Origin of the sequence: Rhodoblastus sphagnicola, assembly GCF_002937075.1 — a bacterium.
GTDB lineage: Bacteria > Pseudomonadota > Alphaproteobacteria > Rhizobiales > Beijerinckiaceae > Rhodoblastus > Rhodoblastus sphagnicola.
The window spans coordinates 86,818-110,859 of sequence record NZ_NHSJ01000087.1; the positions used below are offsets into that span (position 1 = coordinate 86,818).

Here is a 24,042-nt window from a genome sequence, read left to right on the forward strand (position 1 = left end):
GTGCGCGCGATTCCCCTATTGAAAAGGCTGAAAATCCCGGCCGCATTTTGCGCCGCGCGCCCGCAATGGCGCGCCGCCGGGAGCAGTTTCAGGATTGGGACGCGCAATGACGGCTCGCATCTTCCGCCCCGCCAAGACCGCCACGCAATCGGGACTTGGCAAGACCCGCGCCTGGCGGCTGGAATATGTCCCGGAGACGCCGCGCGGCATTGAGCCGCTGATGGGCTGGACCTCGTCTTCCGACATGAAGAGCCAGATCAAGCTGACTTTTCCGACCAAGGAAGAGGCGGTGGCCTATGCCGAGCGCAACGCCATCGCCTATCGCGTCGAGGAGCCGAACGAGGCCAAGCGCCGCGTCATGTCCTATTCCGACAATTTCAAGACCAATCGCGTCGCGCCCTGGACGCACTGAAAGCGTAAAAGGCCCCGTAGCTCAGTGGATAGAGCAACCGCCTTCTAAGCGGTAGGTCACAGGTTCGAATCCTGTCGGGGTCGCCATCCCAAGCGCCATTTTCGATGTGCGGAAACGCACGGGAGCGTCGTCTCGTGAACTCACGAGACCGTCGGAAGCGCCTTCGACTGCCGTTGAAGCGCAAGCGCGGCTGCCGCCTGCACTCGGGGCGCGCGTGCGAGGGACCGGTCGAGGTCCACAGGGAAAAGAATGCGCCAGAAGGGGAAATTCGCTTCAGCGGCGTTTCGGATCCGACAAGGCGACGACGTTTGCCCTTCCGAAAAGGCGCTTACGCACCTAACCTGGATTTCCTAACGTAAACAACAATTTATTCATGAACTCCGGGCAAAGTCCTTCACGGCGAGAGTGCGGATATGCCGGCTTAAAGCCGCGATTCATTCGCTCGACGGGAGTGTTGCATCATGGAATTGAGGCTTGTGATCCGCCCACGCGAACCGGCTGAGTTTCCGGGGTGGTCCTTTCCGACGCTGGATGTCGAATTCGATGGCGCTTCCCGCGCATTCTGGATGTTTTACAAGGCGGATACGCCCCCTTGCTTCACGCTTCAGACCATCAACGATATCGTCGATGTGCGGGAATCGCTGCGGGCGTTGTTTCGCGCCGCCGACCCCGAGGCCTTTCCCGTCCGCTATTTCGTGATGGCGTCAAGGCGTTCCGGCATTTTCAACCTCGGCGGCGATCTCGCGACATTCGCGGACTCGATCCGCAAGGGAAGCCGGGCCGCCTTCCGGCGTTACGGACACGCCGCCATCGACGGATTGTACGGTCTCACCCAAGGGTTCGGCCTGCCGATCGTCACATTGGCGCTCGTTCAGGGCGATGCGTTGGGGGGCGGTCTGGAAGCCGCTCTGGCCGAAGACTTTCTGATCGCCGAACGCGGCGCCAAACTGGGTATGCCCGAAGTGGCTTTCAACACCTTCCCGGGCATGGGCGCCGCCAGCACATTGACGCGGCGCATGGGCGCGGCCTGGGCGGAAGAAGTCATGATGTCCGGGAAAGTGTTTTCCGGCGCCGAAATGCACGAACAGGGCCTCGTCGACGTCCTGGCCGAAGATGGCGATGGCGTCGCCTGCGCCAACAAATGGATCGCCGGGGACGAAAGCCGTTTCTCCGACCTGCGCAGCGTGGCGCAAAGCCGTCGCGCCTGTCTGCCGATCTCCTACGAAGAATTGATCGCCGTGAACGATCAGTGGGGCGAATGCTGCTATTCCGTCGGACCGGCGGATATTCGTCACATGGATCGACTCGTCTCCGCGCAAAGGAAGAAGACCCAAGCGCGAAACAAAACAACATCCTCTTAGATCGGCGCCGGTCATGTCGCTTCACAGCAAGCCGTCGCCCAAGACGGTCCCGCCGGACATCCATGCCGATCTGGTCGATTCGCTTTTTGGAACCACGGCTTCGTTTTTCGCTGGCGTGCTCGGCGGTCTGATCGCCCCGGCCATCGCTTATGCCCGCACCGGCGAAAGCGTCTTCATTGGCTTTGCCGCGGCCATGTGCGGCGTGACCGCGTTCCGCATGGCGGTGTTTAGCGCCTATCGCGCCAGCTCGGTTGCGAAACGACGGGAGAATGCGCGTCGCTGGGAAATTTTATACGCGGTCGGCGCGGTTGTTTTCATGATGACCGTCGGCGCAACGGGGGCCATTCTGTTTCAGCGGCACGCCGATCCGATGACCATCATCTATGGGCTGGTCGTCGTGCTCGGCTGCGCCGGCGCCATTCCGGGCCGCAACGCGGCGCGACCCTCCATCGTGCTCGGCCAGGTCGCGGGCCTTTTCCTGCCGCTGTGTCTCGCCTTGTGGCTTGAACTGGAAGGCTGGCACATCGGCTTGTCGGTCCTGTTGCTGATCATCTTTGTGTCGGTCGTGTCGACAACCAGGTTCCTGAACGCCTATCTGCTGACCGCGCTCATCAAGGGGCGCGAAGCCAAGATTCAAACGGACCGCCTCGACGCCGCCCTGAACAACATGTCGCAAGGCCTCTGCATGGTCGACATGAACGGGGTCCTCTCCGTCGTCAACCGCCGTTTCCCGGACCTGTTCGGCATCAAGGCGAATTTGGTTGGGATGGACACGCGCGAACTGGCGCAACAAATCGTGGCGGCGCAGGGCTTGTCGCAACTTGACGGCCATGCCTTCATTGTTGACTTCGATCGTCATATCAACAAGGTGGAAGGGAGCGTTTTCACCGCTGCGCTTGGCGAGGCCATTTTCGATTTTCGTTGCGATCCGATGGATGACGGCGGGCTTGTCATCGTGGCGGAAGACGTGACCGAAACGCGCCTCGCATCGAGAAAAATCGAGCACATGGCGCTGTTCGACACGTTGACCGGTCTTCCGAACCGCATTCAATTCCGCGACCGCATGCAAGCCGCGTTCGATCACAGCGACAAAAGCGGTCTCGGATTTTCGGTCCTTTACGTCGACCTCGACCTGTTCAAGGAGGTGAACGACACGCTCGGCCATCCCGTCGGCGACAAGCTTTTGCGCGAAGTGGCCAAAAGATTGGAAGCCTCGGTTCGAAGCGTCGATCTCGTCGCCCGTTTTGGCGGAGACGAATTCCTGATCCTCATGACTCCGACGCGTGACGTCATCGATCTCGACGCCGTGAGCGAACGTCTGATCGCGGCCCTCAGCGCGCCCTATCAAATCGCCGAACACAAGATTGTCATCAGCGCGAGCATTGGCGCCGCGTCCGCGCCAAAAGACGGCGCCAACGCCGACGACATCATCAAGAACGCCGACATGGCGCTCTATCACGCCAAGGCGTGGGGTCGCGGCTGTTTCCGGCGCTTCTCCGCCTCCATGGACGAACAGGCGCAGAGCAAACGCCAGATCGAGGTCGATCTGCGCAAGGCGCTCGTCCATGATGAACTGGAGGTGTTCTACCAGCCCGTCGTCGATATTCGCACCGGCCGCGCCAACGCTTTCGAGGCCTTGCTGCGGTGGCGTCACCCTTCGCAAGGCTTTATTTCGCCGACGGTGTTCATTCCAATCGCCGAGGAAACCGGCATGATCGTGGAAATCGGCGAATGGGTTCTCAATCGCGCATGTCGCGACGCGGCCTCATGGCCGGACAATATCCGCGTGGCCGTGAATTTCTCGGCGATCCAGTTTCGCCGCAGCAATATCTGCGACGTGATCACGCGAGCGCTTGCGTCCTCGAGACTCGCGGCAAACCGACTGGAGGTCGAGGTCACCGAAACGATCGTCATTCAGGACACGGAAGCGACGCTCCTGGTCTTTCATGAATTGGCCGCGTTGGGCGTGCGTTTGGCGCTCGACGATTTCGGCACCGGCTATTCCAGCCTGAGCTATCTGAACCGATTCCCATTCCATAAAATCAAGATCGATCGCGCCTTCGTCAAAGACCTCGATGATCCCAAGTCGCTCGCGGTCATCACCGCCATCATGCATTTGGCGAAAGACCTTGATATATCGATGGTTGTCGAGGGCGTCGAGACGCCCGCGCAGCTCGCTCTGCTGGCCGCGCGAGGCATTCACGAAATTCAGGGCTTCCTGTTCAGCCGGCCGGCGCCTCTCGGCGAAATCATGGAAATGATCCGAGTTCCCTTCCGTTTGCCCTTTTCGCAAGCGGCTTGAACCTCGTTCCAACAGCTGTTCGATTTCCCAACCGTCAGCGATGTTCGCAGCCGTCGCTATCCTCAGGCGCCGTGTGCCGCGCGCACCAGTTCATAGGGAACCGGCATGACCAGGCGTTGGGCCCGGTACATATGGGACAGGGCGTTGTGACGGCGCAGGTTTTTGTTGAGGAATTCGATTATGGCGTCGTCGCCGTCGCCAATGCCCTCCGCGACGTGGCGCGCCAGCAGCATGTCGCGCATGGCGTGGGCGCTCAAACGTTCGCGATCGAGCATGGCGCGCTCTGCACGCGCCATGCCGATTTTTCTGGCCAGAAACGCGTAAGCGCCGCCAAAAGGAGACAAGGTGAAAGTTGCGCAGGGTTCCGCTGCGATCATCGAGCAGGCCAAGGCGAATTCCAAATCGGCGCCGACCATGTCCCCGCGCGCCCAGGCGACCGCAACCGTGGAGGAATTCGCGATGAGATTGGCGGCGGTGTGAACGAGTTCCGCGAGCCCGTCGTTTTCGGATTGCGTGGCCGAGCCGGCCGAACGATGAGCAAAATCGAAAATCAGAAATTTCGGATTTTCGTCCAGGGCCTCTTCCAAGACATCGCCGAAGGCGACGATGTCGTCGGGGCCGAAACCCGCCGTCCATTTCGAAGCGATGACCGAACTCAGTTCGGGAAGCCGCCGAACGCTGACTTTGTCATCTCCGGCCGAAAAGACCCGCGCGCCGCCGTCGGTTTTGATATGTTCGGCGACATCCAAACCAGCATCGAAAGTCATTGTGTCACGCCCTTTCAGGTTAAGGATATATTAACCGGAGTGACGGCTTTGTCTCAGTTTTTGAATGTTTTTGTTAAGCTTTTCGAAACCATGGTTAATTCTCGGCTCTTTCCCCAACGCGAACCCTTGCCCCCGCCCGCGAACCCTCGATCTTGAAGGGCTGGCCGTCGCGCGTGTTTACGCGGATGGTCTTGTTGCATTTACAGTCGTGGGGTTGCTGGGCGATGTCAGCTTCGGCGCACGCGGCGCTGGACAGCGCCAAAAACGGCGACGGTGGCGAACATCAGCTTTTTCATAAGGCCTCGCGGGAGCCGGGAGGCGAGGCCATCGCGAACGCGCCTCATCACAAAAAAAGAGCGCCGCCAGTACATCCGTGGCGCGCGCTCCTTCCCAGTTGGCCAGTTGGGGAAGGAGCCCCAACCGATCAGTTCGTTATGGTCAACGAAGCTTGCGCGAGCCTCGCCAGCGCGATTTACCCTTTTCGTCCGCCCTGAATCCTTCCCCCGCGCCTGCTCAAATCCTGGGCATGATTACGAATTGTTTATCGCCATGCTCCAGCATAGCATCCCGACAAAGCAACAACACTCGAATTGGAACGCGCCGTGTCGTCCGCGGAAAGCTATGGCGAGCTTGTCCAGATCATCTACAGCAGCCGCAGCCTCCTGGCCGGGACGACGGCGGAGATTGCAGCGGGGATCGCCGACATTCTCGCTGTCTCCCATCGCAACAACGCGCGCGACGACGTCACCGGCGCGCTGTTTTTCAATGGGCGCTCCTTCGCGCAGACGCTGGAAGGCAAATCGCTCGCCGTCGCCGATTGCTATGCGCATATTCTCAAGGACAAGCGACACACCGACATCCGCCTGCTGCGACACGAATACGTCACAGCGCGCTGCTTCGAAGGCTGGGCCATGGCCTATGTCGAGGGTCCGTGCGGCCTGGGATTCACCATTTCGCCCGGCTTTCTGCACGCCACCGTCGCGAAAAACGACGAAGCCGCCGCCGTCCTCGAACTGATGCGCCACGTCATGGCGTATCCGTGAGCGGCTACGCGCCGCCGCGCCCGGGCGCCTCCATCATCGTGTTGAACTGCGTGAACTGCGCGTCATAGTCGCCGCGCCGCTCGGCCTCGCGCAGCAGCAGCACGCGCTCAACCAGAATCTCATGCGCGTCGGGATCGCGCTCCAGCACGGCGAAAGTCTCCGCGATAAAATCTTCCAGCGGCATGGCGCGGGGGTCGGCGGCCTGACGTTCGCCGGTGAGCCCGGTTTGCACATAGGGCGGGGCGATTTCGTGGACCTTGACGGACGTGTCGCGCAATTGCCAGCGCAGCGATTGCCCCCAGGAATGCAGCGCCGCCTTGGTGGCGCAATAGGTGGGCGTCGCCGCCAGCGGCAGGAAGGCCAGGCCCGACGTCGTGGTCAGCACGGCGGCGTCGGCCTGCCGGGTCAGATGCGGCAGCAGCGCCAGGGTCAGGCGGATCGGACCGAGCAGGTTGGTGGCGATCGTGGCTTCGGCCGTGGCGAGGCTGGCGGGATCGCGCAGGTTTTCGGTCTGCATCATCCCGGCGTTGTTGATGAGGACATTGAGATCGGGAAAGATTTGCGTCGCCTCCTCGGCCAGTCGCGCGATGGAGTCGGGGTCCGTCATGTCCACGGTGGCGAACTCCATGCCGGGATTGGCGGCTGCGACCGCCTCCAGCCTGTCGCGCCCGCGCCCCGCGATCAGCACGCGATTGCCCCTGGCGTGAAAGCCCTCGGCGAGGCCGCGCCCGATGCCGGAGCCGCCGCCAGTGATGAGAATGGCGTTGCCGGAAATCTTCATGGTCCAACCTCCTGATGCGGCCGGACTCGACCGCATCCCCAATCTGGGGCCAAGCCGATCAAAATTGAAGAAGGCATGAAAAAGTTCTATACTTACCAAAAAGAGAGTGAAGATGATCGCCAAGGCCGCAACCGAAAACACGTCCGGCGTCACCGACCCGCGGCTCGACGCCCTGGTCACTGAAATCATCGGCCGCGTCGCCGACAAATGGACCATGCTGGTGCTGGAGGAACTGGAGGCGGAGAGTCCGCTGCGCTTCACCCGGCTGCTGGAGCGGGTTGACGGCGTGAGCCAGAAAATGCTGACCCAAACCTTGCGCCACATGGAGCGCGACGGCCTGTTGACGCGCAAGGTCTATGCCGTCGTCCCGCCGAAGGTCGAATATGCGCTCACGCCGCTGGGGCGCGGCCTTGGCGAGGCGTTCTGCGGGGTGTGGCGCTGGGCGGAACGGCATTTCGAAGAGATCGGGGCGGCGCGGCGCGCGTTCGACGACGGTCGCGACCGCTGAAGCAAATTTCCGCGATCTCGATGGTCTTTTCCGCCACCTTGAAGGAATTGGCCACTGGCGGCGGCGGCCTCGGTGGATTATGAAGGCTTTCATGAGCCTTGTGACCGATTCTGACGAACTGGCGGCCTTGTGCCGCGAATTCTCCCAGCATGAATTCGTGACGGTCGATACGGAGTTTCTCCGCGAAACGACCTTCTGGCCAAAAGTCTGCGTCATTCAGGTGGCCTGCGACACCAAGGCCGCCGCCATCGACGCGCTGGCCGAAAACCTGGACATGTCGCCGTTCTTCGAACTGATGGCCAACGAAAAGGTCGTGAAGGTTTTTCACGCGGCGCGGCAGGATCTGGAAATCATCTGGAATCTGGCGAAACTCATTCCCGCGCCTTTGTTCGACACCCAGGTCGCCGCCATGGTGTGCGGCTATGGCGACCAGATCGCCTATGGCGAGTTGGCGCAAAGCCTGTGCAAGGTGACGCTCGACAAGAGTTCGCGCTTCACCGACTGGTCGCGGCGGCCGCTGTCGGACGCCCAGATCGATTACGCCATCGCCGACGTCACCCATTTGCGCGACATTTATCGGGCGCTGAAGCAGAAGCTTGAAAAAGCGGGACGGTTGCATTGGCTGGCCGACGAAATGGCCACACTGACCAATCAGGACACCTACGAAATGCGGCCGGACCGCGCCTGGGAGCGCTACGCCCATCGCGCGCGAAAACCCCGCGACCTCGCCGTGCTGATGGAGTTGGCCGCCTGGCGCGAACAGGAGGCGCAGACCCGCGACGTGCCGCGTTCGCGCGTGCTCAAGGACGATATTCTGACCGAGATCGCGCTGGCGGCGCCGCGCACGGTGGAGGCGCTGGGCAATCTGCGCGCCTTTCCGCGCGGCATGGAGCGCTCGCGCTCCGGCGCGGACATTGTCGCGGCGGTGGAGCGCGGCCTCGAACGCGATCCCAAAACCCTGCCGCGCATCGACCGCGAACGGCGCAGCAACGGCACGGGCGCCACGGTGGAGCTGTTGAAAGTGCTGTTGCGGCAGGTGGCGGAGGCGCAGGGCGTCGCCGCCAAGATGATCGCGACCACGGACGATCTCGAAGCGCTCGCGAGTGACGATTCCGCCGATATCAGCGCGTTAAAAGGGTGGCGGCGCGAGCTGTTTGGCGAAAAGGCGTTGCAGCTCAAGCACGGGCGTTTGGCCCTCACCGTGGAGAAAAACCGCGTCGTGACGCTCGAATATCACGAGGGCGACGCGGAAGAGGAAGCGCCCGAGGCGTAAACGGGGCGCCGCCCCGCTCGCCCCGCCTTTCTCAAATCTCCAGACAGATCTTGCCGAAGTGCTTGTTGCTTTCCTGATGGCGGAAGGCGGCGACGATGTCCTCCAGCGCGAAAACCTTGTCGATCACCGGCTTTAATCCAGTGGCGTCGATGGCGCGGATCATGTCGATCTGCTGGCGCCGGCTGCCGACCAGCACCGCGCGCAATTGCTGCTGGCGCACCAGCGCGTTGACCAATGGGAAATCGCCGGCGAGGCCGGTGAGGATGCCGATCACCGCGATGTGGCCGTGGACGCGCGTGGCGATCATGCTTTGCGCCAGAGTCGCGGGGCCGCCGACCTCGATGACGTGATCGACGCCGCGCCCGTCCGTCAATTTTCGCGCGACGTCGCCCCAGTCGGGCGTGGCGCGATAGTTGATGACGTGATCGGCGCCAAGGCTTTTGAGTTTTTCCAGCTTTTCGTCGCTCGACGAGGTCGCGATCACCGTCGCGCCCGCCTGTTTGGCGAATTGCAGCGCGAAGATCGACACCCCGCCTGTCCCCTGCACCAGCACGGTCGCGCCGGCCTTGACGCGGCCCTCGTCGTGCAGCGCGCGCCAGGCGGTCAGGCCCGCCGTGGTCAGCGTGGCGCTTTCCACCGCGCTCCATCCTCTGGGCGCATGGGTGAAGCCGTTGGCGGAGGCGGTGACCACTTCACGCGCGAAACCATCGACGCCGTCGCCGGGCGTGGTGGCGAAACCCTCGACCTCCGGTTCGCCGTCGAGCCAGGTGGGGAAGAACGTGCTGACCACGGGATCGCCGGGTTTGAAGTCGGTCACGCCCTCGCCGATAGCGACAACTTCGCCGGCGCCGTCGGCCATGGGGATGCGCGGCTCGGTCGGCCCCCACATGCCGCTGACCACGGCGTAATCGTGATAATTCAGCGAGGAGCCGCGCAGCCGCACCTGGATTTCGCCCGGTCCCGGCGCCGGGGCCGCGCGCGTTGTCAGCGTCACCTTGTCGAAGCCGCCGCCCTTTTGCACCACGATCGCCTTGGCCATTTGAGCCTCCCTGTTGGTTGAAGGATTTGACCGCAGATGTTCAGTCGGCGCGAGAAGACCTTGGTCCACTTGCGCGATGTGGCGCGAACACCGAAACCGCCAACCCCGCGAGCACCACGACAATCCCCGCCAGCGTCGCCGCGTTCAGCGTTTCGCCGAACACCAGCGCCGCGCTCGACAGGCCGAACACCGGCACCAGCAGCGAAAACGGCGCGACCAGCGCGACGGGATGACGGCTGAGCAGCCAGGACCACAGGCCGTAGCCGACCATGGTCGGGCCATAGGCCAGAAAGGCCGCCCCGCCCCACACCGCCACGCTCGGATGGGTGAGCGCGTGAACGATGGCCGCGTGATCTTCCAGCGTCCAGGACAGCGCCAACAGCGGCGCCGGCGAAAACAGGCTCGACCAGACGATGAAGCCGAGCACATGCACCCGTCCGGCGCGGATCGAGAACAGGTTGCCCCCCGCCCAGCAGGCGGCGGCGGCCACCACGGCGGCGAAGGGGACAAGCGGCGCCGCGGCGCCGCGTGAAAATGCGATCAGCGCCACGCCCGCCAGCGCCACGCCGGCGCCGATCCATTGCGCCGCGCGGGGTTTTTGCCCCAGCAGCGCCCAGGCGAGCAGGATGGTGAACACGGACTGGATCTGGATCACCAGCGAGGCCAGCCCCGCCGGCATGCCCTGGCTGATGGCGGCGAACAACAGGCCGAACTGGCCCAGACCAATGCACAGGCCATAGCCGGCGAGATCGCGCAGCCGCGCCTTGGGCCGGGGGACGAAAAACACGGCGGGAATGGCGGCGAGAAAGAAGCGCAAGGCGGTGTAGGCGAGCGGCGGCGCCTCGGCCACGCCCGCCTTGATGGCGATGAAGCTGACCCCCCACAAAGCCGCGATCAGCACCGCGAGGGCGAGATCGCGCGCGGGAAGTTTTTCGGGCGTCACGCGATCGCCATCGCCGGCTTGCGGCCGAGCAGCCGCGCCAGTTGCTTGAGCCGGCCGCCGAGCCTTTCGCCGGCGAGATCGGCGAGGTCCGGCGGCAGCGTCAGCAGCAGCTCCCCCTTGGCGCAGGTCAGTTTTACACGCGGCAGCACGCCTGGGTTGGAGGCGGAAATAATATAGGCGACGCGTTGCAGCGCGCCCATGATGCGGGCGCGGTCCATCAGGCGCGGGGTGGCGAGGCCCCGGATCAGCGGATTGACGTCCTCCTCCATGCCGATGTGGCGATAGGCCACGGCCATGCCGAGATAGGCGCGGCCGGCATGATCGACGCCCATGGTCGGGGTGTTGGCGAGCAGGTCCATGGCGAGGCGGGCGCGATGGTCCGGCGAGGTGCGCCAGCCGATATCGCCGTAAAGACAAGCGGCGTGACGCAGTCTTTTCTCCTCCGCCGTTTCGTTGAGCTGGCTCGACGCGAAAAAGGCGTCGGACCAGTGGATCATGTCCTCGCCATGGCCGGGCGAGCGCGAGCGCAACAGATTGTAGGCGCGCGCCGCCTCCAGCAGCGGGTCGCGCGCCTGGGTCGCGGCGTCGAGCCGGGTGTAGAGCAGGCCTTCGCGCACGCCGCCGATCGACACCACCACGCGCGCCGGCTTGCCGCGCCGGATGATTTCCTCCAGCGCCACCGCGCCATAGGCCAGTGAGGGTCGGCGCTGCTGCGACACCACGCCGACGGACACCAGCGCCTCGCTGTCCACGCGCTCCACCAGCGCGGCGAAATCCAGCGCGTCACGCGCGGGAATCTCATAGCCGTGCATGACTTCGAGCGGATAATTGCGCTGGCGCATGTGCAGCTTGGCCAGCGACCGCCAGGTGCCGCCCACGGCGTAAAACGTGCGGCCGCGCAGGGTTTCCAAAGGCGCCGCATCGGCCAGGGCGTCGCGCGCGATTTTCACCGCCGCCTTGGGCGAGGCGCCGGAGGCGTCCATCAGCGCGAGCGCGCCGAGTTTCAAGGACACGCCCACGCCGGGCTGGCCAGCCTTGACCTCGATCAGCTCCAGCGAGCCGCCGCCGAGATCGCCGACCACGCCATCGGCTTGATGAAAGGTGGAAATCACGCCCAGCGCCGAAAGCTCGGCCTCGCGGGCGCCCGAAATCAGTTCGATCGGCCGCCCGATCGCCGCGCCCGCCGCCGCCAGGAAGGCCGGGCCGTTGGCGGCGTCGCGCGCGGCCGCCGTGGCGATCGGCGTGACATCGTCGATCCGCATGATCTCGCACAGCTTGCGGAAGCGCCGCAGCGCCGCCAGCGCGCGCTCCATGCTCTCGGCCGCGAGTTCGCCGGTGGTGGCGACGCCCCGGCCGAGGCCGCACATCGCCTTTTCGTTGAAAATCGGCGATGGCGAGCGCGTCACGCCCTCATAGGCGACGAGGCGCACCGAATTGGAGCCGATGTCGACGATGGCCGCCGGCTTTACGCCGGGCAGCCGGCCCTGTCCCCTGACCATGTCTTCAGTTCCGCTCGCGCTTCTTGAACAAGGGTTTGGGGCTGGACTCGCGCAGGCTGGCGCCGCGCCCCGACAGCGACGGATTGGTCATGAAATACTCATGCAGGTTGAACGGCTCCTCGTTCGGCCCGCACTCGATATGCACGGAGGAGCCGTCGGGCAGCACGCGATAGGATTGCTGGTTGTCCAGCATGTTGGCGACGAGGATCTGGTCGAGAACCTGCTCGTGCGTGGTCGGATTGGTCACCGGCAGCAGCGATTCCACGCGGCGCTCGAGATTGCGCTGCATCAGGTCAGCCGAGGAAATATAGACGTAAGCCTTCTTGTGCGGCAGGCCATGGCCGCCGCCGAAGGCGTAGATGCGGGTGTGCTCCAGGAAGCGCCCGATCACCGATTTCACGCGGATGTTCTCGGACAGGCCGGGAACGCCGGGCCGCAGGCAGCAGATGCCGCGCACCACAAAATCGATGGAGACCCCGGCCTGGCTGGCGTCGTAAAGCGCATCGATGATTTCGGGATCGACCAGCGCATTGCATTTGCCCCAGATCGCCGCCGGCTTGCCGGCCCGCGCGTAACCGACCTCCTCGGCGATATGGGCGAGCAGCTTCTTCTTCAGCGTCAGCGGCGAGACCGACATGCGCTCCAGCCCGACCGGCTCGGCATAGCCGGTGATGTAGTTGAAAATGCGCGACACGTCGCGCCCGATGGCGGGATCGGCGGTGAACAGCGACACGTCCGTATAGATCTTGGCGGTGATCGGGTGATAATTGCCGGTGCCGATGTGGCAATAGGTGGCCAGCGCGCCGCCTTCGCGCCGCACGACAAGCGAGAGTTTGGCGTGGGTCTTCAGCTCGATGAAGCCGAACACCACCTGCGCGCCGGCGCGCTCCAGGTCGCGCGCCCAGCGGATGTTGGCCTCCTCGTCGAAGCGCGCCTTCAGCTCGACCAGCGCGGTCACCGACTTGCCCGCCTCCGCCGCTTCGATCAGGGCGCGCACGATCGGGCTGTCGAGCGAGGTGCGGTAAAGCGTCTGCTTGATGGCGACCACATTGGGATCGTGCGCCGCCTGCATCAGGAACTGCACCACGGCGTCGAAGCTCTCGTAGGGGTGGTGGACGACCAGATCCTTCTGCTTGACGGCCAGGAAGATGTCGCCGCCATTTTCGCGCACGCGCTCGGGAAAGCGCGGGGTGTAGGGCTTGAATCTCAGATCGGCGCGCGGCAGGCTCACCACTTCCGACAGGTCCTTCAGCGCCAGCATGCCTTCCAGCGCGATGATTTCGTCGGCCTCGACATCCATTTCCTCCGCGACAAAAGCGCGCAGGTCGGCGGGCATTTGCGCGTCCGTCTCCAGCCGGATCACCGAACCGCGCCGGCGCCGCTTCAGCGCGGTCTCGAACAGGCGCACCAGATCCTCGGCCTCCTCCTCGACTTCGAGATCGCTGTCGCGGACGATGCGGAACAAGCCCTTGCCCTTCACCGCAAAGCCCGGAAACAGCTTTTGGATGTGGGTGAGGATCAGCGCCTCCATCGCCACCAGCCGGAAGCCGCCGCCGGGCGTGTCCGGCAGGCGGACGAAGCGCTCGATGTTCTGCGGCACGCGCACCAGCGCCTTCATCCGATCGTGACCTTCCTGTTCATAGGTCGTGGCGGCCTCGAGATCCAGCGCCAGCGACAGGCCGAGATTGGGGATGAAGGGGAAGGGATGGGCGGGATCGATGGCGAGCGGCGTGAGAATGGGAAAGACATGGGCGAAGAAATAATCGTCGAGCCAGAGCTTTTCCGCCTTGTTCAACTCGTCGGGATTGACGATGGCCATGCCCTCGGCAACCAGCTCCTCCTGCAAATCGAGCCAGCGCCTGGTTTGTTCGCGCGCCAGCAGGCTGACGCGGGCATGGATCAGCGGCAGATTTTCGGCGGGGGTGAGGCCGTCGTCGGACGGGGTTTCCACCCCGCTGCGCAACTGGCCGCGCAGGCCGGCGACGCGCACCATGAAGAATTCGTCGAGGTTATTGGCGGATATGGAGACGAAACGCACCCGCTCCAGCAGCGGATGCGCCAGATTGGACGCCTCCAGCAGCACGCGGCGGTTGAACTCCAGCCAGGACAATTCGCGGTTGATGAAGCGCTTGGGCGACAGCCGCAGATTTTCATCGGCCAAGGCCGGGTCGCCCGACGGGGTCATGACGGTCACGGACTCAATCGCCTCGCTCATTTACGAATCGCTTTCACACTGCGGCTGAAGATTATTGCGCTGCGGCATAATGTCTCCCCCGCCTTCAAAAGGTCAATCGCTGTCATCGTCGTCGGCGCCACAGCCGAATTGCGGGTTGCCCCGCAAAAACTCGCCGGCGAAGGCGCGCGTCACCGCCCGCCCCCGCGCCAGCGCCTCGCGGTCGAGCGCGCTCACCAGCGCCCCGCAGGTTGCGAGGGAACGCTCGATGCGCGCGGCCAGATAGGCGATGGTGGCCGCGTCCACGCGAATCTGGCGGTCGTCGAACAGCTTGACGAGAATCGTTTGCAGGAACGCCTCGTCGGGCGCGGCGATCTCGGCTTGCGGCATGCGGCGCAGCCGCGACAGCAGGTCGGGGGTCTTGAGGCCCCAGAAGTCGGGCGCGCGCGCCGCCGTCAGCATCAGCGCCGCGCCGCTTTCCATCAACACATTAAGGAGGTGGAACAGTTCTTTCTCCGGCGCCAATTCGGCGTTCTCCAGCAGCAACGCCTTTTCGCCGGCGAGCGCCGGCGGCCCGCCCGCGTCGAGATCGCGCCCGTCAAAAATCCGTGCTCCGGCCCGCGCCGCCCAGATCGCCCCGAGATGGCTCTTGCCCGACCCCGACGGCCCGGTCAGCAGCAGCATGTGGCGCGGCCAGTCCGGCCACAGCCGCACCAGCGCCAGCGCCTGCGCGTTGCAGGGGCTTTCCAGGAAATCCTGTTCGCCAAAGCGCGGCGCCAACGCCAGATCCAGCGGCAATTGCCCGCTCATGTCGGACCGATGTCCATGCCGTGGAACAGCGTGCTCTGCTTGTAGCGGCGCGCGGCGAAGCGCACGACCACGCCGAAGGCGGCCGCCGCCGGCACGGCCAGGATCATGCCGGCGAAGCCGAACAGGCTGCCGAAGGCGAGCAGGGCGAAGATCAGCCAGACCGGATGCAGCCCGACCGAGCCGCCGACCAGTTTCGGCGTCAGGAAATTGCCCTCCAGAAACTGGCCGACGCCGACCACCGCCAGGGCCTCGCCGAACAGGCCGAGGCTCGGCCAACCCTGGACGATGGCGACGACGGCGGAGAAGATCAGCGCCGTGAGCGAGCCGACATAGGGAATGAAGCTGAGCAGGCCGGCCGATGTGCCGATCAGGAAACCGAAATTGAGGCCGATCATCGACAGACCGACGCCGTACCACAGGCCGAGAAAGAGGCAGACCAGCGATTGCCCGCGTAAAAAGCCGCTCAGCGCCCGGTCGATCTCGGTGGCGATTTCGAGCACGGCGGGGCGGTAGCGCGGCGGCACGAGGCTGTGCAGCACGGCGATCATCTCGTCCCAGTCGAGCAGCAGATAGAAGGTGACCACGGGGGTGATGACCGTGAGCGTGACGATGCCGACCAGCGCCTGGCCGCCGGACCAGATGCTCTTGAGGAAATTGCCGAACCATTGCACGCCCTGGCCGACGAAATTGCCCAAGGATTTCTGGATCGATTCATTGGCGCTGGCGCTGTCGATTCCCAGCTTTTGCAGCCAGTCGCCGCCGTATTTCTGCAAGAACTCGGCCGCCTGTTCCGTGATCAGGGACTGAAGCTTGGCGGCATAGACCGGCAGGCTCTCGGCAAAGCCCACCACCTGCCGTCCGAGCACGGGCGCCAGCACGAAGATGACGATGGTCAGCACCACGACGAACACCGCCAGGATCACCAGCGTCGCCAGCAGGCGGCTCAGGCCGAGCCTTTGCAGCCGGTCGGCCACGGGGTCGAGCACATAGCCGAGGATCAGGGCGGCGACGAAGGGCGCCAGCACGCTCGCGGACATGTAAAGGCCGAGACCGGCCAGAACCAGCATCAAAAACCAGAACGCAAGCTGCCATTCAATGCGCATGAGCCAGTCCTCTTGAGGCAGTCCTCTTGGGCCAGTCCCGGGGCGGGCGTCACGAATGCATGTGCGCGACCCACCGTTTGAAATAGGCCGCCAGCGAGGCCAAGGTCAATGCCGCGACCAGCCAGACTCCCGCTGTGAACCAGGGCATGGGGAGATGGAAGGCCAATGCGGCCAACAGCATGACGACAAAAGCGATCTGCGCGGCGGTGTTGGCCTTGGAGAGAAAATGCGGCCGGATGGTCATGGGCCTGTCCATCACCCGGCAGAGGATGACGGCGCCGACAATCAGCAGATCGCGCGTCACCACCAGCAGGACGAGGTAGAGCGGAACCAGCCCGACGCCCGCGAGCGTAACGTAATTGCACACCAGCAGCGCCTTGTCGGCGAGGGCGTCGAGATAGGCGCCGAGTTCCGAACGCAGGTCGAAGCGCCGGGCGATCCAGCCGTCGAGCGCGTCGGACAGGCCGGCGACGACGAAAATCGCGAGCGCCTCGGTCCAGCGCCGCTCCACGATCATCTCGACCGAAAACGGGGCCAGCACCAGACGCGCCAGGCTGATCAGGTTGGGCAGGAAGGCGAACCACGTGCGGGGCATGGAAACTCAACGATACTAAACGCAAGCATATCCCGCAAAAGTGGACTCCGGTTTTGCGAAAGGGAGATGCGCTTTAACGGAAAACCTGAGCTTTCCCCACTTCAAGCCAAGCGGGGAAAGCTTTGGGATACGCGCTGACTATGCGGCGGGCACCGCTCCCTGACAAGGGGGGCGTCGCGGCGGGAACCCGGCGGCGCTCGCCTCACGCGGAGGTTTGCGGGGCAGCCGCGCGCGGCGCGCGGCGCAGCAGCGGAAACATCACCACGATGGCGCACAGCAGAAACACGATTTCAAGGCTGTAAACCGTGTTGTACGGCGTCGCCGCGCCAAATGGCTGCTCGATCGGCAAGCCCGCGACCACGTCGCGAATCACGCCGCCCAGCGCGATGGCTATGCCCGCCGCCGAAGCTTGAACCGCGCCCCAGGCGCCCAGCGCCAGACCGGCCTGATCGTCGGGGGCCGTTTGCATGGTCGCGGTCAGCGTGCCGTGCCCGAACAAGCCGGCGCCGAAGCCGATCAGCGCCGTGCCCAGCGCGAACAGCGCCATGGAATTGAACGGCGCGGCGAGAATGACCGCGAGGAAGGCGGGAATCCCGACCAGGGCGCCGTAGCTGGCCATGCGGAACGGATCCGCGCCGCGGCTCAGGACGCGCGACGCCAGCGCAAAACCGAAAAGGCCGCCGATTGCGAGGGTCGCCGTCAGTTTCGTTGTTTGCCCGACGGTAAGGTGAAGAACCTGACCGCCATAGGGTTCGAGCAGGACGTCTTCCATGCTGAAGGCCATGGTGCCAAAACCGACCGCGACCAACCGACGGATGGCGCCGAGACCCGAGGTGAAATTCACCCAGGCTTCGCGGAACGATGGCAAGCGCGCGGAACTGGGCGCCCCCGACCCCGGCTTGCGCGCCTCCTGCTGCCAGACCGCGGTCACGTTGAGGATCAACGTCGCCACAGCCGCGCCCTGGATGACCTGGATCAGGCGCGCCGGCGAAAACTCCGTCAAAAAGTAGCCGAAAACCTGCGCGCAGACGATCATGCCGAGCAGCAGCGACACATACATGAGGCCCACGACCTTGGGCTGCGACTCAGGCGGCGCCAGATCGGTGGCGAGGGCGAGGCCGACGGTCTGGATCATGTGCAGACCGGCGCCGACCAGCAGGAACGCAGCGCCTCCGCCGAGATAGCCAAGCCAGACCGGCGCGTGATTGGCATGTCCCTGGCCGGTCAGGACGAGAATCGCGAAAGGCATGATGGAGAGGCCGCCGAACTGCAGCAGCGTGCCCTTCCAGATGAAGGGAACCCGCTTCCAGCCAAGCGCCGAAGTATGGTTGTCCGAGCGAAACCCGATCAGGGCGCGCAAGGGCGCGAAGACAAGCGGCAGCGACACCATGATGCCGACCAGCGAGGCCGGCGCCCCGAGTTCGACGATCATCACGCGGTTGAGGGTTCCAACCAGCAGCACCAGCGCCATGCCGACCGAAACCTGGAACAGGGAGAGACGCAGCAGCCTCGACAGCGGCAGTTCCGGCGTGGCGGCATCCGCGAACGGCAGGTAGCGCGCGCCCCGCGCCATCCATGCGCGCATCGCCTTCTCGCTGAATCGGTTCATGAGATGTAGACCCAAGTTTACGACGATTGACAAGTTTACGACGATTGAACCGGCGGGATCCGATGATCGGGAACCAACACCCGCGCCGCGCGCCCAAAGGGCGAATGGAAAGCAGGCGCGCTGACCGCCCCACGTGAAGAAACGACCGGTATCACATGACACCGGCCGCGAGAAAGCTTTATCAGCTCATGGGGCGTCGAATGACGCTGCGATCAACTCAGCCGAAAACGGAGGTCTCGATCGCGGCAGCCTTCTTCACGCCACCCTGCCAGTAGGCCGGGAACCATGTGGTGTGCGAGATCAGCGCAAGATGCACCAGGATCGCAATCACGGTCACGGAGCCGAGCAGCAGCGGGAGGCCAACGCTCGGGTTGACGACAGTCCAAATCTTACCTTGGTTCATATCAAAGACTCCTCAATGCAGCCAAGGAGAGAAAGCGAACGCGAGAACGTGCGCGAAGATCGCGAGCACGAAGAACACGCGGGCGCCGTCGATGACGTGCTTGTGAAGCTCTTCGGATTCAGCTGCGGTCAAGCCCGTCAGCCCCTTTTCATCAGCCATTGTCCACCTCTCATGTAACGCCACCAGCTCCGCTCCACGCGGAAACCACGAGAAGCTTTTTTTGCCTGTGGCCAGGAGGCCCACAGCGCCCCGAGAGTCTCGTTGCGACCTGCAGGCGACCGTCACTATATATTGACACTTGATACTGTCAAGCTGGTGTGACATAAATTTCGACGGAACACGGCTTCTTTTCGGAACCGCTGGCGCGGCTGAGTTTTTCCTACCTTTTGGCCGGATTTCCTGGCGAAGCGGGGGCGATGCGACGGATCGTGTTGGGGCGTGGACTGCGGCTTGCCGCAAGCCGGAAGGAAAGACCCATTCCCTCAACGGGAGGGGCTGGACCGTCTGGCCCGAAGGGCGCAAACCCTTAAGGCTCAGGCATTGCGTCGAAGAAAAGCCTGTTCGTCTGGCGCCGATGCGCTTGTTCGGAAGAGTCGGAAGAGTCGGAAGAGAAGGAAGTAGCCCATGACCACCATCATCACGCGGCTATATGCCGCAGAGGAGCACGCGAACGCCGCGATCCGTGCTCTGAAGCATAGATTCGGGGATGACGAGATCAGCCTGGTTACGCGGAAAAGTGGTGGGGACATCAAGGGAAAGATCATCAAGGGCGGCGTGAAGCCGGCCAACGCGCAAGCTTTGGCCGATAGCGTAAGCAGGGGCGGCGCGGTCGTCACCGTCCGGGCGTCCTGGGGCTTCGCGCGCGAAGCCATCAAGCATCTCGAGGCGCAAAAGCCGACCGGAGCCGGTTCGGAGCATAGCGTCAGGGCCACCGGCGCCTACAATCCGACGCCGCTCTCGAAATTGCTGCACCTGCCGGTTCTGGAGGACTTCGGCTCCGAAATCCTGCTGCTGGATTCGGCGGCGCCGCTTTCGGAAAGCCTGAACATCCCAACGTTGCTGAACACGAAGCCCCAGGCGACGTTGATCGACAAGCCGGCCTTGCTGTCCGACAGCCTGGGCCTGCCGACGATCATTCACACCGAGCCGTTTTCGGCCCTGCTCCCGACCCAGGCCGGCGTGGCCTTGCTCGACATCGCGGCGCCGCTCTCGGACCTCCTGAACCTCCCGACGCTGCTGAACATAAAGTCCAAGGCGACGCTGATCGACGCGCCGACCTTGTTCTCCGACATCCTGAACCTGGCGACGGTCATTCGCACCAAGCCGTTTTCGTCCCTGCTCCCGAGCACGGCCGGCGTGATGCTGCTGGACATCGCGGCGCCGCTCTCGAAGCTCCTTGGTCTTCCGACGCTGATCGACTCAAAGCCCCAGGCGACCTTGATCGATGCTCCGACCTTGCTCTCCGACATCCTGAACATCGGGACCGTCATTCGCACCAAGCCGTTTTCTTCGCTGCTTCCGAGCGAGGCCGGCGTGGTGCTGCTGGATATCGCGGCGCCGCTCTCCAAGCTCCTGGGTCTTCCGACGCTGATCGACTCAAAGCCCCAGGCGACCTTGATCGATGCGCCGGCGTTGCTCTCCGACAGCCTGAACCTGCCCACGTCGATTGAAACGAAGCGGGAGGGCTTGCTGCCGTGCGGGCCGTCCAAGGTGGTCCTGCTCGACTGCCCGGATCCGATTTCCCGCCTGTTCTTCTTCCCGCTGAAGAAGCGCGACTGATGTCCGCGCGCCGGCTTCGCCTCCAGGGGCGCGGCCGGCGATGCGCGGCCGGCTTCTTCCGTCGGCTTCAGAAAACCGCGTGATCGCCGCGATCCGGCGCCGCCGCGCCCGAGATCACGGACGCGTAAAAATCGTACAGCGTCTCGGAGCCCGTCGAGGGCGTGGCCTCCGCGTCGTAGCAGCCCGTTTCCGGGTTCAGCGCCAACATGGATTCGGTCGCGTAATAGCGGCCGATTCGCGCAAATTCGGCCTTTTCCGCCAATCGGGACGAGAGCGGCGCGAGAAAACCGAGCGCCCCGATGATGACGTCCATCAACGCGACCGGAACCTTTCGGAACGCGGGCTTTCGGTTGAGCAGCGAAAACAGGATTTCTCCCTGCCGCTTCGGCGTGATCGCCTCGCCGGGGCCGCCGATGGGAAGCACGCGATTCCAGCGCGACTCGTCCTCCAGGCACGAGGCCAGATAATCAGCGAGATCGTCGTCGCTGATCGGCTTGCACGCCGTCAGCGTCCCGTCGCCGAAAACCAGGAATGGCTTGCCCTGGCGCACCCGCTCGATCTGCCCCGACAGCGACTTGAAAAACGCCGTCGGCCGCACGATGGAATATCTTACGCCCGAGTCGATCAGCGCCTTCTCGAACGCCAGTTTGGCGTGTTGGAAGGCGAGTTGCGGTTTTTGGACGCAGATGGCCGAGAGTTGCACGAAATGGCCGACGCCGGCCGCGCGCGCCGCCTCCAGCAGATTGACATGCGCCCGGTGGTCGATCGCCCAGGCGTCCTTGGGCGCGCCGGTGCGCGAGGCCATGCAGGACACCACGGCGTCGAAGCGCTCGCCCTTGAATCCGTCCGCAGCAAGCGACATCGGATTGGAAAAGTCGACGAACCTGACTTCGGCGCCCGCGACATCGGCCGCGCCGCCGGGCCGCGGGCGCAGGAAACAGACCACCTCATGGCCGCGCCGCGCCAGCGCGCGCGCCGTCGCCCGCCCGATCGTGCCGCTGGCGCCGGCGAGGCAAATTTTCTGGGGCGAGGGTTGCGCTGTGTCGGCGCCGTCGGCCTCGGTCATCATGTTCACGGCTTCCTCATTCCGGTCGGAGCGCGCCAGCGCTTTCGACCGGACTCTTAGCAGCCGCGCCCGCGTGCTCGCAAGACGCGACGTCAGTTGAGGCCGTTCGAGACCGTGACGAACTTCCCATTCACCTTGGCGCCCGCGCCCGTGAGGGTGGCGATGGCGGTGACCGAGATCAGCGCCGCGATCAGCCCGTATTCGAGGGCCGTCGCGCCGGACTCGTCGCATATGAAGCGGAGCAACCCGCCCTTGAGCGTCGTCTTTTTGCGCGCGATGGACCCTTGGAGGCCTGTGCTGGGGTGGAGCGGCATATCCGTACTTCCTTGTGAGACGACTTGTTCTTGAGGAAATCCATACGAGCGCCGGCTTTCCGCAACGTTATGTCCACAATGCAAAAAGGGTTTACCTGCGTTAAGCATGAGCGAGGCCAGCGCGGCCCGCCGAAACCGGTCGACGCGGCGCGCCTTGCCAGCCCCGCGCCAAGCCGCTAGAGCAGGACGCGAGAAGGCAGGCGCCGGTTGTTCGCGAAAACATCGCGAAAATAGCTGAAACTGGACTGCAATGGACGGGATCGCCCGCGCCAGCGCGGGCGCGCAAGACGAGGAGCCTCATGACCCAGCCCGGCGACAAGCCCGCGGGACTGACTTACGCGCAAGCCGGCGTCGATATCGACGCGGGCGCGCGCATGGTCGAACTGATCAAGCCGCTGGTGCGCGCCACGCGGCGGCGCGGCGCCGACGCCGAAATCGGCGGCTTTGGCGGGTTGTTCGATTTGAAAGCCGCCGGCTTCACCGATCCGATCCTGGTCGCCGCCAATGACGGCGTCGGCACCAAGGTCAAGATCGCCATCGAGACGGGCATTCACGACACGGTCGGCATCGACCTCGTCGCCATGTGCGTCAACGATCTGGTGGTGCAGGGCGCCGAGCCGCTGTTCTTCCTGGACTATTACGCCACCGGCCATCTCGACCCGGAAACCGGCGCCCAGATCGTCAAGGGCATAGCGGCGGGATGCCTGGAGGCCGGCGCGGCGCTGATCGGCGGCGAGACCGCCGAAATGCCCGGTCTTTACGCCGGCGGCGATTACGATCTCGCCGGTTTCGCCGTCGGCGCCGCCGAACGCGGCGATCTTTTGCCGCGCGCCAACATTCAAGTCGGGGACGTGGTGTTCGGGCTGCCGTCGTCGGGCGTGCATTCCAATGGCTATTCGCTGGTGCGCAAGATCGTGGAGCGCACAGGCCTCGCCTGGGACGCGCCCGCGCTTTTCGCGGAAGGCAAGACGCTGGCCCGGGCTCTGCTGGAGCCGACCCGCATCTATGTGAAGCCGCTGTTGCAGACCCTGCGCCAGACCCATGCCATCAAGGCGCTCGCCCATATCACGGGCGGCGGCTATCCCGAGAATCTGCCGCGCGTGCTGCCCAAGGGTTTGGGTGTGAAGATCGATCTTTCGGCCATACCGGTGTTGCCGGTGTTCCGCTGGCTGGCCGAACAGGGCGGCGTCGCCGAGCATGAAATGTTGCGCACCTTCAATTGCGGCCTCGGCATGATCGTGGTCGGCGCCGTTTCACGCGCCGACGAGATCGTGGAAGCGCTGCACGCCTCGGGCGAGGCCCCGGTTCGCCTCGGTCAGGTCGTCGAAGCCGGCGACGAACGCGTCGTCTATGAAGGAAAATTGGCGCTGTGAGCCGCAAACGCGTCGCCATTCTGATTTCCGGGCGCGGCTCCAACATGCGCGCTCTGATCGCCGCCGCGAAAGACGAAAAGTTTCCGGCTGAGATCGCGCTGGTTCTCTCAAATGTCGCCGACGCTGGTGGACTGGATTTTGCGCACGGCGAGGGTATTGCGACGGCGGTGGTCGATCACAAGGCTTTTGCTTCGCGTGAAAATTTCGAGCGGGCCGTGCAGGCCGCGCTGGAGGCGAAAAACATCGAACTGGTGTGCCTCGCCGGGTTCATGCGGCTGTTGTCGCCCTGGTTTGTCGAAAACTGGCGCGGGCGGATGCTGAACGTGCATCCCGCGCTGCTGCCGTCCTATCGCGGGCTGCACACCCATGAGCGGGCGCTCGCCGACGGCGTAAAGATCCACGGCGCCACCGTGCATTTCGTCGTTCCCGAAATGGACGCCGGCCCCATTGTCGCCCAGGCGGCGGTGGCGGTGCGCGGCGACGACACGCCCGAAATTTTGGGCGCGCGCGTGCTGGAACAGGAACATGTGATTTATCCGCGCGCGCTGGCGCTGGTGGCGTCCGGCGCGGCGTTGGTGGAGGGCGCGCGCGTGCGTCTCGCCGAGGAGCCGGCGCCGGGGTTGGCGCTGGTGTCGCCGGCTGCGGATTTTTCACGATAGGGCGCGTTTCGAGCGAGGCGGATGCCGGTTCGCGTGAAGAAACTGCCGCGCCTATGCGGTTGACGCCGACACCCACTAAATGTGGATTCAGCTGCGGGCCAGAGCGGAGCCGGCTGATCGGCCGCGATCGGCGGATTGCGGACGGCCGCGGACGCCGCCAGGATGGAGCGTTTTGGCCCAATAAGCTGTCCTTCGTCGTGCATTCAACGGCGCCATGCGGCGGACAAAGA

The 24,042-nt window shown here is 64.3% G+C and carries 23 protein-coding genes and 1 tRNA gene; 10 read left to right on the plus strand and 14 right to left on the minus strand.

Features of this window, described 5'->3' with window-relative positions; translation table 11 throughout:
* Positions 1–106: 106 nt before the first annotated feature.
* The 4 genes from CCR94_RS14310 to CCR94_RS14325 all read left to right on the plus strand — a co-directional run bounded on the left by CCR94_RS14310 (position 107) and on the right by CCR94_RS14325 (position 4,075).
* The gene (locus tag CCR94_RS14310; RefSeq protein WP_104508518.1) at positions 107–412 is read left to right on the plus strand and encodes an ETC complex I subunit; all 306 of its coding nucleotides are present in this window, start codon (positions 107–109) and stop codon (positions 410–412) included.
* A gap of 10 nt (positions 413–422) precedes the next feature.
* A tRNA-Arg gene (locus CCR94_RS14315) sits at positions 423–498 on the plus strand.
* Positions 499–873: 375 nt separating this feature from the next.
* Complete coding sequence (locus CCR94_RS14320) at positions 874–1,773, plus strand: crotonase/enoyl-CoA hydratase family protein (RefSeq protein ID WP_104508519.1); 900 nt, start codon at positions 874–876, stop codon at positions 1,771–1,773.
* 13 nt (positions 1,774–1,786) lie between these two features.
* Positions 1,787–4,075 (plus strand): putative bifunctional diguanylate cyclase/phosphodiesterase, encoded by a 2,289-nt coding sequence (locus CCR94_RS14325; protein ID WP_104508520.1) that lies wholly within the window; start codon positions 1,787–1,789, stop codon positions 4,073–4,075.
* 62 nt (positions 4,076–4,137) lie between these two features.
* On the opposite strand, the gene CCR94_RS14330 is transcribed toward CCR94_RS14325, so the two are convergent.
* Positions 4,138–4,842, minus strand: coding sequence for a Clp protease/crotonase-like domain-containing protein (locus CCR94_RS14330; protein ID WP_104508521.1), 705 nt, complete (start codon positions 4,840–4,842; stop codon positions 4,138–4,140).
* A gap of 602 nt (positions 4,843–5,444) precedes the next feature.
* Here CCR94_RS14330 and CCR94_RS14335 point away from each other — a divergent pair.
* A complete protein-coding gene (locus CCR94_RS14335) occupies positions 5,445–5,885 on the plus strand; it encodes a BLUF domain-containing protein (protein ID WP_158254766.1) in 441 nt (146 codons plus the stop codon).
* 4 nt (positions 5,886–5,889) lie between these two features.
* On the opposite strand, the gene CCR94_RS14340 is transcribed toward CCR94_RS14335, so the two are convergent.
* The gene (locus tag CCR94_RS14340) at positions 5,890–6,666 is read right to left on the minus strand and encodes an SDR family oxidoreductase (protein ID WP_104508523.1); all 777 of its coding nucleotides are present in this window, start codon (positions 6,664–6,666) and stop codon (positions 5,890–5,892) included.
* A gap of 112 nt (positions 6,667–6,778) precedes the next feature.
* On the opposite strand from CCR94_RS14340, the gene CCR94_RS14345 reads away from it, so the two are divergent.
* The gene (locus CCR94_RS14345; protein WP_104508524.1) at positions 6,779–7,174 is read left to right on the plus strand and encodes a winged helix-turn-helix transcriptional regulator; all 396 of its coding nucleotides are present in this window, start codon (positions 6,779–6,781) and stop codon (positions 7,172–7,174) included.
* Positions 7,175–7,265: 91 nt separating this feature from the next.
* Positions 7,266–8,447 carry a ribonuclease D gene (rnd, locus tag CCR94_RS14350; protein ID WP_104508620.1) on the plus strand — a complete coding sequence of 394 codons (1,182 nt, stop codon included), beginning with the start codon at positions 7,266–7,268 and terminating at the stop codon, positions 8,445–8,447.
* Between the two features lie 31 nt (positions 8,448–8,478).
* Here rnd and CCR94_RS14355 read toward each other — a convergent pair whose 3' ends face one another.
* The 10 genes from CCR94_RS14355 to CCR94_RS14400 form a co-directional block, all read right to left on the minus strand.
* Positions 8,479–9,486 (minus strand): zinc-dependent alcohol dehydrogenase family protein, encoded by a 1,008-nt coding sequence (locus tag CCR94_RS14355; RefSeq protein WP_104508525.1) that lies wholly within the window; start codon positions 9,484–9,486, stop codon positions 8,479–8,481.
* 40 nt (positions 9,487–9,526) lie between these two features.
* Positions 9,527–10,429: an EamA family transporter gene (locus CCR94_RS14360; protein WP_104508526.1), complete on the minus strand. Its 903-nt coding sequence runs from the start codon at positions 10,427–10,429 to the stop codon at positions 9,527–9,529.
* Entirely contained in the window at positions 10,426–11,928 is a 1,503-nt protein-coding gene (ppx, locus tag CCR94_RS14365; RefSeq protein WP_104508527.1) for an exopolyphosphatase, read from the minus strand. The genes CCR94_RS14360 and ppx overlap by 4 nt, the downstream gene beginning before the upstream one ends.
* 4 nt (positions 11,929–11,932) lie before the next feature.
* A complete protein-coding gene (locus CCR94_RS14370; RefSeq protein ID WP_104508528.1) occupies positions 11,933–14,143 on the minus strand; it encodes an RNA degradosome polyphosphate kinase in 2,211 nt (736 codons plus the stop codon).
* Positions 14,144–14,215: 72 nt separating this feature from the next.
* Complete coding sequence (locus tag CCR94_RS14375; RefSeq protein WP_104508529.1) at positions 14,216–14,911, minus strand: P-loop NTPase family protein; 696 nt, start codon at positions 14,909–14,911, stop codon at positions 14,216–14,218.
* Positions 14,908–16,014, minus strand: a complete 1,107-nt coding sequence (locus tag CCR94_RS14380; protein ID WP_104508530.1) for an AI-2E family transporter — start codon at positions 16,012–16,014, stop codon at positions 14,908–14,910. The genes CCR94_RS14375 and CCR94_RS14380 overlap by 4 nt, the downstream gene beginning before the upstream one ends.
* A 49-nt stretch (positions 16,015–16,063) precedes the next feature.
* Complete coding sequence (locus CCR94_RS14385; RefSeq protein ID WP_104508531.1) at positions 16,064–16,609, minus strand: CDP-alcohol phosphatidyltransferase family protein; 546 nt, start codon at positions 16,607–16,609, stop codon at positions 16,064–16,066.
* Positions 16,610–16,811: 202 nt separating this feature from the next.
* Positions 16,812–18,218, minus strand: coding sequence for a PucC family protein (locus CCR94_RS14390; RefSeq protein WP_104508532.1), 1,407 nt, complete (start codon positions 18,216–18,218; stop codon positions 16,812–16,814).
* Between the two features lie 217 nt (positions 18,219–18,435).
* A complete protein-coding gene (locus CCR94_RS14395; RefSeq protein ID WP_104508533.1) occupies positions 18,436–18,621 on the minus strand; it encodes a light-harvesting protein in 186 nt (61 codons plus the stop codon).
* A 12-nt stretch (positions 18,622–18,633) separates the two neighbouring features.
* On the minus strand, positions 18,634–18,780 hold the full coding sequence (locus tag CCR94_RS14400) for a light-harvesting protein (RefSeq protein WP_104508534.1): 147 nt from the start codon (positions 18,778–18,780) through the stop codon (positions 18,634–18,636).
* A 465-nt stretch (positions 18,781–19,245) separates the two neighbouring features.
* Here CCR94_RS14400 and CCR94_RS14405 point away from each other — a divergent pair, with 465 nt between their 5' ends.
* Positions 19,246–20,400 carry a hypothetical protein gene (locus tag CCR94_RS14405; RefSeq protein WP_104508535.1) on the plus strand — a complete coding sequence of 385 codons (1,155 nt, stop codon included), beginning with the start codon at positions 19,246–19,248 and terminating at the stop codon, positions 20,398–20,400.
* A gap of 67 nt (positions 20,401–20,467) precedes the next feature.
* On the opposite strand, the gene CCR94_RS14410 is transcribed toward CCR94_RS14405, so the two are convergent.
* A complete protein-coding gene (locus CCR94_RS14410) occupies positions 20,468–21,466 on the minus strand; it encodes an NAD(P)H-binding protein (protein ID WP_104508621.1) in 999 nt (332 codons plus the stop codon).
* A gap of 92 nt (positions 21,467–21,558) precedes the next feature.
* Complete coding sequence (locus CCR94_RS14415; RefSeq protein ID WP_104508536.1) at positions 21,559–21,780, minus strand: Flp family type IVb pilin; 222 nt, start codon at positions 21,778–21,780, stop codon at positions 21,559–21,561.
* A 299-nt stretch (positions 21,781–22,079) separates the two neighbouring features.
* Between CCR94_RS14415 and purM the strand changes: the two genes are divergently transcribed.
* Positions 22,080–23,153 (plus strand): phosphoribosylformylglycinamidine cyclo-ligase, encoded by a 1,074-nt coding sequence (gene purM, locus CCR94_RS14420; protein WP_104508537.1) that lies wholly within the window; start codon positions 22,080–22,082, stop codon positions 23,151–23,153.
* Positions 23,150–23,812, plus strand: a complete 663-nt coding sequence (purN, locus tag CCR94_RS14425) for a phosphoribosylglycinamide formyltransferase (RefSeq protein ID WP_104508538.1) — start codon at positions 23,150–23,152, stop codon at positions 23,810–23,812. The genes purM and purN overlap by 4 nt, the downstream gene beginning before the upstream one ends.
* The last annotated feature ends 230 nt before the right edge of the window (positions 23,813–24,042 follow it).

Bases quoted from the DNA above. Each gene is read 5' to 3' on its own strand.
- CCR94_RS14310 (WP_104508518.1), top strand. From the start codon at position 107: ATGACGGCTCGCATCTTCCGCCCCGCCAAGACCGCCACGCAATCGGGA.
- CCR94_RS14320 (WP_104508519.1), top strand. From the start codon at position 874: ATGGAATTGAGGCTTGTGATCCGCCCACGCGAACCGGCTGAGTTTCCG.
- CCR94_RS14325 (WP_104508520.1), top strand. From the start codon at position 1,787: ATGTCGCTTCACAGCAAGCCGTCGCCCAAGACGGTCCCGCCGGACATC.
- CCR94_RS14330 (WP_104508521.1), bottom strand. From the start codon at position 4,842: ATGACTTTCGATGCTGGTTTGGATGTCGCCGAACATATCAAAACCGAC.
- CCR94_RS14340 (WP_104508523.1), bottom strand. From the start codon at position 6,666: ATGAAGATTTCCGGCAACGCCATTCTCATCACTGGCGGCGGCTCCGGC.
- CCR94_RS14345 (WP_104508524.1), top strand. From the start codon at position 6,779: ATGATCGCCAAGGCCGCAACCGAAAACACGTCCGGCGTCACCGACCCG.
- rnd (WP_104508620.1), top strand. From the start codon at position 7,266: ATGAGCCTTGTGACCGATTCTGACGAACTGGCGGCCTTGTGCCGCGAA.
- CCR94_RS14355 (WP_104508525.1), bottom strand. From the start codon at position 9,486: ATGGCCAAGGCGATCGTGGTGCAAAAGGGCGGCGGCTTCGACAAGGTG.
- ppx (WP_104508527.1), bottom strand. From the start codon at position 11,928: ATGGTCAGGGGACAGGGCCGGCTGCCCGGCGTAAAGCCGGCGGCCATC.
- CCR94_RS14370 (WP_104508528.1), bottom strand. From the start codon at position 14,143: ATGAGCGAGGCGATTGAGTCCGTGACCGTCATGACCCCGTCGGGCGAC.
- CCR94_RS14375 (WP_104508529.1), bottom strand. From the start codon at position 14,911: ATGAGCGGGCAATTGCCGCTGGATCTGGCGTTGGCGCCGCGCTTTGGC.
- CCR94_RS14380 (WP_104508530.1), bottom strand. From the start codon at position 16,014: ATGCGCATTGAATGGCAGCTTGCGTTCTGGTTTTTGATGCTGGTTCTG.
- CCR94_RS14385 (WP_104508531.1), bottom strand. From the start codon at position 16,609: ATGCCCCGCACGTGGTTCGCCTTCCTGCCCAACCTGATCAGCCTGGCG.
- CCR94_RS14390 (WP_104508532.1), bottom strand. From the start codon at position 18,218: ATGAACCGATTCAGCGAGAAGGCGATGCGCGCATGGATGGCGCGGGGC.
- CCR94_RS14395 (WP_104508533.1), bottom strand. From the start codon at position 18,621: ATGAACCAAGGTAAGATTTGGACTGTCGTCAACCCGAGCGTTGGCCTC.
- CCR94_RS14400 (WP_104508534.1), bottom strand. From the start codon at position 18,780: ATGGCTGATGAAAAGGGGCTGACGGGCTTGACCGCAGCTGAATCCGAA.
- CCR94_RS14405 (WP_104508535.1), top strand. From the start codon at position 19,246: ATGACCACCATCATCACGCGGCTATATGCCGCAGAGGAGCACGCGAAC.
- CCR94_RS14410 (WP_104508621.1), bottom strand. From the start codon at position 21,466: ATGACCGAGGCCGACGGCGCCGACACAGCGCAACCCTCGCCCCAGAAA.
- CCR94_RS14415 (WP_104508536.1), bottom strand. From the start codon at position 21,780: ATGCCGCTCCACCCCAGCACAGGCCTCCAAGGGTCCATCGCGCGCAAA.
- purM (WP_104508537.1), top strand. From the start codon at position 22,080: ATGACCCAGCCCGGCGACAAGCCCGCGGGACTGACTTACGCGCAAGCC.